Below are 12,598 nucleotides of genomic sequence, written 5' to 3' on the forward strand. Positions count from 1 at the left end.
GAGCCAGCGAGTAGGCGTCCGCGCATTGGCGTTCGGCGCAGCGGTACAGCGGCTCGGCGACGCGGCGCGCGCCGCCGAGCCAGCACGCGGCCACCCCAATCGCCCCGTGCCACAATCCGGGCCGACTGAGGTAGTCGCCGGGTTCGCCGACCGCGACGGCCTGGGTGTTGGCGAACTGTACGGGCCGGGTGTCGCTGCCGGCCATCCCGACGTTCCACCAGGTGGTCGGCAGCGCCTTGACGGTGGCGTCGAGCGCCGACACCGCGAACAGCCCGTGCGTGCCGTCAGCAAGCCGGGCCGTCACCAGCGCATGGGTGCAAAATCCGGCGCCCGAGCACCACATTTTGGTGCCGGTCAAGGTGAACGTGCCGCCAGCTTCGGTGGCCATCAGCGTCGCATCGGGGACCTCGGCGGCCCACACGCCCCACAACTGGCCGGACTCGGCCGGTTTACCGCCGAGTTCGTCGAGGATGGCGACGGCGTCGACGTGGGCCTCGGCGATACGGGCGGCCGCGATGTCTTCCTGGGCCAGCACCGCCAGGCTCTGCCAGCGCTCGGCGATGCGACCCGAGGAGGGCAGCGGCAGCTCGAGTCGACCGGTCTCCAGCCAGTGCTTGACCAATCCTGCTGTCACGCGCGATGACCCGTCGCCGACGGGACCAGTTGCCAGAGGCGGCGTGCGAACCCGTGCGGGTTTGGGGCCTGGGTCCGCACCGGAGCGACCCGCCCGCCGGGATGGACTCGGCTGGCCGCGTCGGTGGTGCCATCCCGCCTCCGCGGGGCCGGCGCGAACAGCCGTCTTGGATAGCCGAAGCCCACGGCTCGCGCAGCGCCGACGCTGACGGAGTCGACGCTGAGGAGGTGCACGTGAGGCCCGCAGCGGCCGGCCAACCGCGTGCTGTCGTCGTCGCTGTGTCGTCGTCGCTGTCGTCGTGCACCACCACGACCGTGATCGGCGCGCACAGAGCCGCGAACAGCACTGCGGGCGGGGATCACGGCGGCAGCCCCGTCGTAGGCTCTCAGGGCTGGTGACGACATAGCACGAGGGTTGCCGATCGGGGCGTTGCTCAAACGAACGAAAACCGCGGACAAATGACTACCGCTGGTGCGCAATGGCGTCAGACCGCCGGGTCTGCGAGTTCAGGCGGAATTAGACGTATTTGCCATTGCGGCAGGTACTTCGGCGGGTTTTGTCCGTGCCCCGTGCCCCGTGCCCCGTGCCCCGTGCCCCGTGCCCCGTGCCCCGTGCCCCGTGCGCGGGGCCGGAGTGAGGTGTTTCGTCTTGTCGACACGTACGTCGTCCTCGGCGCGCAGGCACGAGCAGGCAGCGGGAACCGCGTTGGCCCTGGCCGGCGGCTGTGCGCTGTGGCTTTCCTGGGGGCGCCGCGTGGCCACGCGGCGGGGGCGGGGTTTCGATACGACCGCTGCGGCGGCTTCACTCATGCCACCAGACTCATGCCACCAGACTCCTGTGACCAGACTCCTGTGACCAGACTCCTGTGACCAGACTCCTACGACCAGCTTCGGTACAGGTCTTTGAATAACAGGTCTTTGAATAACAGGTTGTTGAACAACAGGTTGTTGAATAAATCTCGCCCACGGTGGGCGGAGTGATTTCAGCGCGGCCTCGCCCTGATGCGGTGACGAACCCGTGGTTGTGAACACGAAGTAGGCGGGCTTGCACCGTTTGTCCGCGCCGGCAACGGGTAACTCTTCACGCGTATGGCGTGGAGGGAGTTTCGCTTGAAGATTGCGATCGCCTTCGGCGACGACCAGGTAGGTGAAGACCCCTGGCAACTCTGTCACGCGCTCGCAGACCGCGGACATGAGGCGACGGTATATGTCCGGCGCCAGGTCGGACAAACCTTGGGCGGCGAGGGTAATCACCGCGTCGTGTCGGTCCCCGTCGGCCCCCGGGGCCCGGTCCCGGCGGCTGAGGTGCTGCCTTACGCCGGGGCGTGGGCGGCAGCGCTCGAACGCCAGTGGTACTCGGATCAGCCTGACGTCGTGCACGCCTATGGGTGGCTGGGCGGGCTGGCCGCCCAGTTGGCGGCGCGTAGGCAGGGGCTGCCGACGGTGCAGAGCTTCCAGGGCGTGACCGCGGCCCGACGTGCCCTGTCCGACGGCTCGCCCCACGAGAACGCACGCGGACGGGTCGAGCCGCTGCTGGCGCGCAGCGCGACGTGGGTGACCGGGGAGAGCGGCGCAGACGTAGACGCGCTCGCCCGGTTGCGTCGCAGCCGGGCGCGGATGTCCGTCCTCGCCAGTGGCGTGGACGTGGAACGCTTCATCCCGGTCGGTCCCGCGGCGCCCCGCGGCGAGGTCAACCGCGTGCTGTGCTTGGCGCCGGACCCTTTGTTGTGCAATGGATTCGATAGGGTAATTTGCGCTCTGCCGCGGCTGGCGGACACCGAACTGGTGCTCGCGGAGACCGCACCGGCCGACGCCGCCCACGACGAGGCGCGGGCCCAGCTCGGGGAGCTCGCCGCCGAGCTGGGGGTGGCAGGCCGCGTGCACATGGTGGGCACTGTTCCCGCCCGCGATCTGCCGAAGCTGATCCGGTCCGCCGACGTGGTCGCGTGCACACCGCGGGAGCCACCTCGTCCGGCGACAGTGCTGCAGGCGATGGCGTGTGGTGTGGCCGTGGTGGCGCTGCCCGTCGGGGTCCTCACGGAGGCCGTCGTGGACAACGTGACGGGGCTGGTGCTGTCTTCGGACAGGCCCGGTGAGCTCCCGGCCGCGCTCCAGGCGCTGCTCGCACAGAGCTTCCGGTGCGAGAGCATGGGCTCGGCCGGGCGATGCCGAGCGCTGTCGCGTTTCACCTGGGACCGGGTGGCCCTGGACGCGCTCAACATCTATCGGCACATCGGATCGGAGCGGCTGGCGTCGCCTCTTTTGCAGTCGGCAGGGTTGTCGTGAGGCCATGGTTGGGATGACCACGGTGCGGACGTTCGGCGAACCCGCGGTCCCGTGGGGTACGACGGGCGCCGCGCACGCGGGACCACATCCGGCGGCGGTCCCGTCCAGCGCCGTCGGAGTGGATGTCCGTCCCGTGCCCAAAACCCCCACCGGTACTGCGTCCGGCAGCGGATACGGTCCGGCAGCACTGCGTTACGCGCATTTCCGCACCAGCGAACCCGAGGCGGCACGCCGATTCTTCGCCGGCGCCTACACGCCGGGGTGGCGGCTCAACGGGCTGGCCCGGGGCTCGGTCGTCACCCACCGTCGCTGGGAGACGGCCGGAGCCACCGTCGACGACGTACTGATCCAGGGCCGAGCGAGCGCGCAGATCGCTCCCGCCGGTTCCGTCGTCGTGATCCAGCCCCGCGAAGGATCGCTGACCGTGCGGAGCGGGGGAGTACCGACCCTGGACTGCCCGGTTCTCGTCGCCGACGGCCGGTCCTGCGTACTGCAGGTGAGCGGTGCGCGCTTCGACGTCGTGAGCTTCGAGGCGGATGTCCTGCACAAGGCGGCCGCCGACCTGAGTACGCCGTTGCCGCAGCGGATCCGGTTCCTCGACAGCCGGCCGCGTTCACGCGCCGCCATCCGCGCATGGCACCGGGCACTGGACTACGCGAAGGGCGCGCTGGCGTCGGCGGACACCGCCCGGCAGCCGCTGATCGTGGCGACATTGCAGCCGCTGCTGGCCGGCGCGCTGCTCGAGTGCTACCCGTCCAACGTGATCGACCACGAACCGGCCGACAATCCCGCACTTCCCGAGGTGCTCAAGGACGCGGTGTCGTTCATCCATCGCCACGCCACCGGCGACGTCGGCGTCAACGATGTTGCGGCCGCGGTCCACCTGACCCCCAGGGCGGTGCAGTACCTGTTCCGCCGACAGCTGGACACCACCCCGACGGAGTACATGCGCCGCGTCCGGCTGCACCGGGCGCATCAGGACCTGGTCGCAGGGTCGCGGTCCTCGACGACCGTCACCGAGATCGCTCAGCGCTGGGGTTTTGCGCATGCCGGCCGATTCGCGCTTGTCTATCGGCAGACCTACGGACAGAGCCCGCACACCACGCTGCAGCAGTGATCGCAGGATCAAAGCCCCCCTGCGCTCAAAGTTTTTGTTGCACAACGTCTCTGTCTGTCGCGCAACGTTTCTGTCGAACGCCCTTTACGGCTTGGTATACCCCGGCCCCTCAGCACGCCTCGGCCGGGCGGACCTCGGCCGGATCGAGCAGTATTCTGCTGTCGACAACCGAGGCCTCCCTGCGCGTGCCGAATGGGACCGCCGATCAAGGGGATTCGCCTCGGGAATTCGGCGAATATGCCGGAATTGCCGACCGCGTCACGTTAAACTCTCGCAATCCTGAACCGCGGCAGGTGGCCGCATTGGAGGTGTCCGCCGTGGAGGTGTCCGCAGTGGACGGGGAGAGCGGCATGCGTCCCGGGCGATCCACCCGCGGCGGCGACGCGCCGGCGGACGCGCCGGCGGACGCTCCGGCGGACGCTCCGGCGGACGCTCCGTCGGACGCTCCGTCGGACGACCTGCCGCCGAGCCGAGCGCTGACGGTACGCGCGGCCGACGGCACCCCGCTGCACGTGGAGGTGTTCGGTCCTGCGGACGGCTATCCGATCGTGCTCACGCACGGCATCACCTGCGCGATCCGGGCGTGGGCGTACCAGATCGCCGACCTGGCCGCCGACCACAGGGTGATCGCTTTCGACCACCGGGGTCACGGGCGCAGCGGCGTCCCGCGCGGCAACGGCTACACCCTCAAAGCCCTCGCGTCGGACCTCGATTGCGTGCTGGAGGCGACTCTGGCGCCGTACGAACGCGCTATGGTGGCCGGTCATTCGATGGGGGGCATCGCGATCGTCGCCTGGTCCACGCGGTACCGCCACAAGGTGCAGCGGCGCGCCGACGCGGTGGCCCTGATCAACACCACGACCGGCGACCTGGTCAGCAAGGTGAGCCTGTTACCGGCGCCGCGCAGCCTGTCGCCGGCGCGGGACCTGGTAGCGCGCGGACTGATCAGCGCGTTCGGCGGGTTCCCGCTGCCCGGGGTTGCCCGCATCCCGAGTCGCCGCCTGGTCGCGATGCTCGCCGTTGCCAAGGACGCGGACCCGGGCGCGGCGAGGCGTGTCCACGAGTTGTTCGCGCAGACCCCGCCCGCTGGGCGCGGCGGTTGTGCTCGGATGCTCGTCGGGTCACTGGGGTCGCGGTACCTCGACCTGGACGGTCTGACGGTGCCGACCCTGGTGATCGGCAGCGAGCGCGACCGCCTGACGCCCTTTTGCCAGTCCCGCGTGATCGCAAGCACTGCTCCCAACGTGGTGGGCCTCGTCGAACTGGCCGGCGGTCACTGCTCGTTACTGGAGCAGCCCGCAGAGGTGACCCGGCATCTGCGCAAACTCGTCGCATCGGTCAACGGCGACGTGCGGCTACGGAGCGTCAGTTCATAGCGCGGCGGTTCATAGCGCGGCGGTTCATAGCGCGGCGGTTCACAGTACGGCGGATCACAGTACGGCGGATCACAGTACGGCGGATCACAGTACGGCGGATCACAGCAGGGCGGCGACCTCGGCGGCCGCGCGGCGGCCGGATCGTACGGCGCCGTCCAAGAATCCGGTCCACTCGTCAGCGGTTTCGGTACCGGCCCAGTGGATCCGGCCGATCGGCCGGCGCAGATACGGTCCGAACCGGGTCCACGACCGCGGCGGCACCGCCGCCGTCGGACCACCGGGTCCGAATTCCTCTGTTCCCCAGCGATAGTCGACGTAGTCGAGGGGTTTGAGCGCATCACTGCCGAACAGCGACGCGAAGCAGCGCAACGCGTCGCGGCGGCGTTCCTCGGCGGGTAGCGAGTCGAATGCGCGGGCGTCGACGAACCCCATCAGGATGCCCGGCCCATCGGCGTGCGGGCTGAGGTCAAAGGTGATGAAGACGGGGCCTTGGTCTGATAGCGCCTGACCGGAGTATCCGGCGGCCCTCCAGAACGGCGTGGAGTAGGCCGCATAGGCCTTGCTGAGACGGCCCTGCGGCCAGTGCCGGGCAAGTTGGTCGTACTCCTTGGGCAGCGGGGGAGTGAACTCGATGGTGGAGCGGTGGGCAGGCGGGACGGCAACGACGACGAATCGGGCCTCGGCCAGGCCCCGGTCGGACGTGACCGTGACGCCGGTGTCGTGGCGCTCGATGCACCGCACCGGCGCGTCGAGCACGACACGGGCGCCCAATTCGGCCGCCATCGCCTCGGCGATCTGCTGCGTGCCGCCCGGAAAACGGTCCTGCTGGGCACCGTTTTCGACGTCCAGGAGGCGGTCCAGGCCCCCGGCGGCGCGCAGGTAGCGGGCCGCGTGCAGCATCGACACGTCATCGGGCTCGCATCCCCAGGTCACCCGGGCCATGATCGCCAGCAGGTCGCGGGAGGACTCGGAGGCGCGCACCGCGCGCAACCAGTCGCCGAGCGACTGGGAGTCCAACTCGCGGGCGCGGCGCGCGTCCCAGGGGGCCGCCAGCGGGATGCCGCGGGCGATCCGCTCGAACTGCCAGCGCAGCCGGCCGATGTCGATCAGCCCGGCCAGCGAAAGCTTGGGGATGGTGCCGCGGTAGGGCCGCGCCCACCCGCGCCACTGGATGATGCTGCTGCCGTCGTGGTGAGTTGCGGCGGTCGGGATCTGCAGCTCGGCGGCCAACGCCAGCACCGCGTCCTGGGTGGGGCCGACGAAGGTTCCGCCCATGTCGGCGGGCAGCCCCGCGACGCTGCCGGTGAACGAGCGGCCGCCGACCCGGTTGCGGCCCTCGCAGACCACCACGTCATGACCCCGTCGGGTCAGCTCCCGCGCAGTGACCAGGCCCGCAAAGCCGGCACCGACCACGACGACGTCGGCGTTCCGGGGGTCGGCGTTCCGGGGGTCGGCGTTCCGGGGGTCGGCGTTCGGGGGGTCGGCGTTCGGGGGCGGATCTGTCACGCGGTTCAGTGAACCGCACTCGGGAGAGAATGCCCAGTGTCAAGGGGTCTTCAGGGGTCTTCAGGGGTCTTCAGGGGTCTTCAGGGGGCGACTGACAACCAGTCGGCGAACCCGGACGGGTCGTGGCGGCCCAGCGCACCGTGCTCGTAGAGCCCCCAGCCCTCCACCGGGTCCGCGTCGCCGTCGCGGCACAGTGCGCGGCCCACGTGGTCGATGACGCCGAAACCGGAACGGGCGACAATCGCCGGGTCCGTCATGTCGTAGGTCAGCCGTTCGGCGAACTTCTCCCCCTTCCACACGCCGTGCAGCCAGTCCGAGTCACCGCCATAGCCGCCGCCGACGTGGATGGGGACGGGCAGCTTGGACTCGACGTCGAAGTGCACCGGGGTGCCGTCCGGGGCGGTGGCGTCGATCGTCGCCCCGGTCGGGATGCGGGTGCCGGAGCGGTAGCGGATTTTCACTCGCGGCCAGCCCAGCTGCTCGACACGGCCGTCGCGCCAGACCCGGGTGCAGTCGTTGAGAGAGCGGAACCCGTCGGGCGCCTCCTGGATGATCAGCACGATCGCGAAGTCGTCGAACGCCATCGGTACGTACAGCCACCACATGCCCTCGAAGGGCGGGTCGGCGGGCCGGCCCGCCGGCTCGGGCTCGCCGATCGGCCGGATGCCCCAGGACCGATCGCGGCTGCCGATCCAGGTCGCCGGGTCGACGGCGATCTCGTCGCCGTCGATCACGAGGCGGCCGCTCCAGGCGCCGAGTTGGGCGAACCGTTGTGCGTCCAGCGTCACCCGGTTGCCGGATCGCATCAGGTGCGGCTGCTCCTGCACGACGTCGAACAGGCCTTCCCACGTGAGATCGGCAGCGATGCCGTCGGTTTCGTCGAGGATCAGGCGCAGTGTACGCAGCGGCTCGACGACCTCGATGCGATATCCGTTGACACGCTGGTTGAGCCGATCTTGGTCGATGGCGTCGGACAGGTGCACCGCGGTCTGCGTGTTCCCGCGCCGGACGAGTACGAACGCGTCCTTGACGCCCAAGTTCGGGTAGTAGCCGATGCCGCTGATGACGAAGATGTCCCCGGTGCGGTCGTGCGCGTTGAAGTAGGAGCGATCGTAGAAATTGCGGTCCGAGGGCCCCGGCCACGCGATGGGCTGGGGGATCTGGTGGACCGGGAATTCGTCGAGCGGGCCGAGTATTTGCGGCATGATTTGCGGCATCATTGGCGGCATCATTGGTCCTCTCCGATGAGACGCTCGCCAATTGAACGGCGCATCAGTCCGGCGTGGTAGAACAGGGATTCGACATCATCGGGTCTCTCGGTCTCACCGAAGTGCACCCGTCGGGCTCCGGTGCGCATGAACACGCACGCCCACATCACGCCCGAGTAGACGTAGAACCAGTTCAGGTCGCCGACCTCGACGCCGGTGAGCTGGCGATAGGTGGCGCGGACGTCCTCCTCGCGCATCACCCCGGGCAGCCCGGGCAGTCCCGCGAGGCCGGTGAGTTCTTGAAATACCATGTGCGCGTAAATCATCCACGCCACGTCAAGTTCGCGTGGGCCTAGCGTCACCATCTCCCAGTCGAGCACCGCCACCGGGTGGAAGTCGCGGTACAACACATTGCCCACCCGGGCATCGCCCCACAGCAGGACGGGTTCGGTGGCGGCCGCCTCGGCCGGCCAGTGGGTTTCGAGCCACTCGAAGGTCCGCTCCAGCAGCGGTGAGCGGCCGATGTCGGGCACCGCGAAGTCGTACCAGGACCGCACCCAGTTGACGTGTCGGCGCAGCGCGGTGTCACCCTCGAAAACCTCGGAGCACTCGGCGAGAAACCCGAATTCCGCGGTGGCGTTGGGTATTGCGTGCAGCTTGGCCAGCACCCCGACGGTGGCGTCCTGCAGTTCGCGCTGGCGTTCGGCGGGCGCGTCTGCGAACCAGTTGTTGCCGAATGTGTAGGGCATGACGTCGGGCGGCACCATGCCGTCGACGTAGTCCATCACGAAGAAGGGCGTGCCCAGTACACCGCCGGTGGGTTCTAGCCAGCGGACCGCCGGAACGGGGACGTCGCTGAGTTCGCCGACCTTTCGTATCACCTCGAACTGGTGATCGAGCCGATAGGTGGGGAAGACCTGTACGTCCTCGGCGGCGGGAGCCACCCGGGTCACCAGCTTCTGTTCGGTCTGCTGCCCGTCCTGGCGCCAGCGGGCGGTCACGATGATGGTTTCCGATGACATGCCCGTGGAGTCCACGCCGCTCTCGACGGTCACCTCCGGTGTCGCCCCGCCGGGCAGGACGGTGGACAGCCACCGCGACATCACCCCCGGCAGGGCGGTGATGTCGCGGCTGGAGCGCTGCATGCGGTCGATCTTGTCGAGCACAGGTTCGTCGGCCACGGGTGCCTCCGTTCTTTGGGACATGCTTTGGGACATGCTTTGGGACATGCTTTGGGACATGTTCACGGCCTCTTCGCGGCAATTACGATACGTTAGGTAGCGTTATGAAAGCAGACCCGTCCGCCCTTGACAAGGCTCCCGGTGCCGGCCCCGGTTCCGGCCGGCCGCGGGACCCGCGCATCGATTCGGCCATCTTATCCGCGACCGCGGAACTGCTTGTGCGGATCGGCTATTCGAATCTGAGCCTGGCCGCGGTCGCAGAGCGTGCCGGCACCACGAAATCCGCGCTGTACCGGCGCTGGTCGAGCAAGGCCGAGCTGGTGCACGAGGCGGCTTTCCCGACGGCTCCCACCGCGCTGGAGGCGCCGGCCGGCGACATCGCCGCCGACGTCCGGATGATGGTCGAGGCCACCCGCGACGTTTTCGCCACGCCGGTGGTGCGCGCCGCGCTGCCCGGTCTGGTAGCCGACATGACCGCCGACCCCGTCCTCAACGCGCGGGTCATGTCCCGCTTCGTCGATCTGTTCGCCGCGGTGCGCCTGCGGTTGGGCGAGGCCGTCAAGCGGGGTGAGGCGCACGACGATGTGGACCCCGACCGATTGATCGAGTTGATCGGGGGAGCGACGATGCTGCGGATGCTGTTGCGCCCGGAGGACGAACTCGACGATGCGTGGGTGGAGCAGACCACCGCCATCGTCGTGCACGGTGTGCGGCGATGACGAGGCGGCTTGCGGGGCGAACCGCGATCGTCACCGGCGCCAGCCGCGGCCTGGGCGGCGCGATCGCCGCGGCGCTCGCGGCAGAGGGCGCGGCCGTAGCGGTCGCGGGCCGAACCGAGCAGGTGTGGGACGAGCCGACCTGACCGACCCGGGGATGACGTCCCCCGGTTGGTGGATTCGGCGCGAGATGCCCTGGGGCCCATCACGATCCTGGTGAACAATGCGGCCTTCACCGCGCCGGGGCGCCCGCGGGCACTGGGCGCGGCGCCGCGCGCCAAGCCGACAGCGGGGATGGCCCCGACCGCAGCGGGGCAGTGCTGCCCGGCTACGGCGGGTCGAAGGCGGCGCTCGAGCACCTCACCCAGTGCGCGGCCTACGACCTCGCCGACCACAACGTCGCGGTGAACGGGTTGTCGCCGTCCAAACCCATCCTGACCCCGGGCTTGGCATACTATGCGCGGGAATTCGGCGACACCTCCGAGGCCGATGAATTCGCCCGCGCCGCAGTCGAACTGGCGCTGGTCGATCCGGGCAAGGTCACCGGCCGCACGATCGGTCATCTGCAGGTCCTCGACGGTAGCTTCCGGCCGTTCGAGCGCGACTGAGCACGACGGGGATCCGGGCCTCAACCGGCGTCCCCGGCCGGCGGATCGGAATCGTTGCGCAGGAGCTCCTCGGGATGGTGAGCGTGGTTGATCCGCGGCCGACCGTCGCCATCGGTCCAGCCGAGCCGCCCGTTGCCGGTGACTTCGGTGTGCCACTCGCCGCGGCTGGCCCCGCCGTGGTCGCGGCCGCAGGCGAAGAACAGGTGGTCCGCGTCGGTGCGGCCGCCCTGCGCCCACTCCGGTGAATGGTGCACTTCGCAGTGGTAGCCGGATTCCAGGCAATCGGGACGCGTGCAGCCCCGGTCACGTGCGTAGCAGATGAGCCGCTGGTCGGCGGTCGCGAGCCGCTTCTGACGACCGAGGTACAGCGGCCGGCCGGTGTGCTCGTCGAACACGGCCAGATAGTGAATGGCTCTGGCGGCCATGCGGATGAGGTCGGGCATCGGAAGCCTCGAGCCGCCGCCGGTGCGCGCCGGCGCGGGCAGCGGCACCGACTCGTCGGCGACCGCGAGGGCGGCCCGGTCGAGTTCGCCCAGCGTGGTGGTGACGATCACCGTCACGGCGTGGCCGCGGTGCACGCCGAGCCCACCCGAGGAGATCGCGGTTTCCAACCCGAGCTTGAGCGCGTCGTGGCAGCGCTGGGCGGGTGTGCGCTGGTCGCGGGCGCCGGGCTCGGCGCTGTCGCTCCGGTGGCGGCCCGGACGCACGGCCGCCTCGATGGCCTCGAAGTACGCCCGGGCCTCAGGGTCGAGCAACCCCGACAGCCGGGACATGCCGTCGGGCCCCTGCGGGCCCAGGCGCAGCGCGCGGCGGCGGGCCCGGTCCTCGTCGTTGAACAGGCCATCGGGATTGAGATAGTCCGCGATCCGTTGGCCGAGCTTGGTGACGACGCCGGCATCGAGCTTCGTCGCATGCCCCACCAGCGTCCGCTCGGCCTCCGCGGAGTCGGAGACCGAAATGCAGGACGGCAGCACGTCGACCGCGTCGCACACCGCGCGGATGTGGTCCTCGCCGACCGTCCCCGACTCGACCGCGGCGGCCAGATATGGCAGTTCCGGCGCCACCGGCGGGCCCGTCAGCGAGCGGCGCGGCCGGATCCGCGCGGCCAGCCTGAAGCGGCGTTTGATTTCCCGCGGCGGGATGCGCAGCCGGGCCCAGAGCCTGTCTCGTAACGCCGGGACGCACTCGCCGCCGTCGGGCGGTTCGGCGATCTCGGCGAAGAACCGGTACATCAGGCCGCGGTTGGTCCGGTGCTGGGTCTCGAGCCGCTCGGCGACGTCCACACGGAACTCGTTGCCCACCACATCCGAGCAGGTCGCCCGCAACACGTTGTGGGCGGCGTCGATCGCGTCCAGAGCGGCGCCGATCCGCTCGCGTGCCTGTTCGGGACTCATCGCGACCACGCCCCCACGCTATCGAATATACGTTCGATACACGTCGCGGATTCCGCGCCCTGTGGATGAAATTCGGACTGTGTATGACGGCCGGGCGGACGCGCGGGCGGGCGGCGCCGGCGCCCCCGAGTTCTGGCGATGTCGCCGCCCGACGTGCGAGCATGACGGGCGAACATGACGGGCGAGCATGACGGGCGAGCATGAAAAACCGAAGCCGCGACGGCGGCAGTTAACGGGTCGAGTGGTGTGCCGATGCCCGGTAGCGACAAACCGACGGCGCGGGTCGTGGCGCTGATCGTGCTCCTGTTCGTGGTCGCGACCGCGCTGCGCGGCTACCTTCCGGCCCACGACCGGCCCCCCCGCACCGAGGGGGGCAGCAACCCCGCGGCCTGGACGGCCGTCGTCGCGGCGCTGACGAGGACGGTCGCGCTGCTCGCGGTCGCCGTCGTCGCGCGACTGCGCGATCCGCGAGGTGCCCCATCCAGTGGGCCGGACCTGCCCGTGCTGCTGCGCACCGGGACCGGCCGACCGAGCTGGCGGGTGCTCCTGGTCGCGCTCGGGGTGATCGCCGGT

General features: G+C 69.9%; 9 protein-coding genes and 2 pseudogenes. 6 read left to right on the forward strand and 5 right to left on the reverse strand.

The features are described 5' to 3' along the window. The coding region (locus ACOJVU_RS04035; RefSeq protein WP_421528607.1) for an acyl-CoA dehydrogenase family protein at positions 1-634 on the reverse strand (634 nt) is incomplete at its 3' end. 1,109 nt (positions 635-1,743) lie between these two features. Here ACOJVU_RS04035 and ACOJVU_RS04040 point away from each other — a divergent pair. The 3 genes from ACOJVU_RS04040 (at position 1,744) to ACOJVU_RS04050 (ending at position 5,412) form a co-directional block, all read left to right on the forward strand. Further along, entirely contained in the window at positions 1,744-2,919 is a 1,176-nt protein-coding gene (locus ACOJVU_RS04040; RefSeq protein ID WP_421528608.1) for a glycosyltransferase, read from the forward strand. Between the two features lie 13 nt (positions 2,920-2,932). Continuing rightward, positions 2,933-4,036, forward strand: a complete 1,104-nt coding sequence (locus tag ACOJVU_RS04045) for a helix-turn-helix transcriptional regulator (RefSeq protein ID WP_421528609.1) — start codon at positions 2,933-2,935, stop codon at positions 4,034-4,036. Positions 4,037-4,494: 458 nt separating this feature from the next. Then, positions 4,495-5,412 (forward strand): alpha/beta fold hydrolase, encoded by a 918-nt coding sequence (locus ACOJVU_RS04050; protein WP_421528611.1) that lies wholly within the window; start codon positions 4,495-4,497, stop codon positions 5,410-5,412. A gap of 99 nt (positions 5,413-5,511) precedes the next feature. On the opposite strand, the gene ACOJVU_RS04055 is transcribed toward ACOJVU_RS04050, so the two are convergent. From ACOJVU_RS04055 to ACOJVU_RS04065, 3 genes are all read right to left on the reverse strand, one after another. Beyond that, positions 5,512-6,825: a flavin monoamine oxidase family protein gene (locus ACOJVU_RS04055; protein WP_421528612.1), complete on the reverse strand. Its 1,314-nt coding sequence runs from the start codon at positions 6,823-6,825 to the stop codon at positions 5,512-5,514. 173 nt (positions 6,826-6,998) lie between these two features. Next, positions 6,999-8,123, reverse strand: a complete 1,125-nt coding sequence (locus ACOJVU_RS04060) for a hypothetical protein (protein ID WP_421528613.1) — start codon at positions 8,121-8,123, stop codon at positions 6,999-7,001. 23 nt (positions 8,124-8,146) lie between these two features. Continuing rightward, on the reverse strand, positions 8,147-9,271 hold the full coding sequence (locus tag ACOJVU_RS04065; RefSeq protein ID WP_421528614.1) for a phosphotransferase family protein: 1,125 nt from the start codon (positions 9,269-9,271) through the stop codon (positions 8,147-8,149). 140 nt (positions 9,272-9,411) lie between these two features. Here ACOJVU_RS04065 and ACOJVU_RS04070 point away from each other — a divergent pair, with 140 nt between their 5' ends. Then, the gene (locus ACOJVU_RS04070) at positions 9,412-10,026 is read left to right on the forward strand and encodes a TetR/AcrR family transcriptional regulator (protein ID WP_421528610.1); all 615 of its coding nucleotides are present in this window, start codon (positions 9,412-9,414) and stop codon (positions 10,024-10,026) included. Next, a pseudogene (locus tag ACOJVU_RS04075) lies at positions 10,023-10,631 on the forward strand (SDR family NAD(P)-dependent oxidoreductase). The gene ACOJVU_RS04070 and the pseudogene ACOJVU_RS04075 overlap by 4 nt, the downstream one beginning before the upstream one ends. 20 nt (positions 10,632-10,651) lie before the next feature. Here ACOJVU_RS04075 and ACOJVU_RS04080 read toward each other — a convergent pair. Beyond that, on the reverse strand, positions 10,652-12,025 hold the full coding sequence (locus ACOJVU_RS04080; protein WP_421528615.1) for a 13E12 repeat family protein: 1,374 nt from the start codon (positions 12,023-12,025) through the stop codon (positions 10,652-10,654). Positions 12,026-12,277: 252 nt separating this feature from the next. On the opposite strand from ACOJVU_RS04080, the pseudogene ACOJVU_RS04085 reads away from it, so the two are divergent. After that, a pseudogene (locus tag ACOJVU_RS04085) lies at positions 12,278-12,598 on the forward strand (hypothetical protein); the annotation flags it as partial.

Origin of the sequence: Mycobacterium sp. THU-M104, from assembly GCF_049197365.1 — a bacterium.
Lineage (GTDB): Bacteria > Actinomycetota > Actinomycetes > Mycobacteriales > Mycobacteriaceae > Mycobacterium.

Coding starts and splice junctions, on each gene's coding strand:
- ACOJVU_RS04045 (WP_421528609.1), top strand. CDS start 2,933: ATGACCACGGTGCGGACGTTCGGCGAACCCGCGGTCCCGTGGGGTACG.
- ACOJVU_RS04060 (WP_421528613.1), bottom strand. CDS start 8,123: ATGCCGCAAATACTCGGCCCGCTCGACGAATTCCCGGTCCACCAGATC.
- ACOJVU_RS04065 (WP_421528614.1), bottom strand. CDS start 9,271: ATGCAGCGCTCCAGCCGCGACATCACCGCCCTGCCGGGGGTGATGTCG.
- ACOJVU_RS04070 (WP_421528610.1), top strand. CDS start 9,412: ATGAAAGCAGACCCGTCCGCCCTTGACAAGGCTCCCGGTGCCGGCCCC.
- ACOJVU_RS04080 (WP_421528615.1), bottom strand. CDS start 12,025: ATGAGTCCCGAACAGGCACGCGAGCGGATCGGCGCCGCTCTGGACGCG.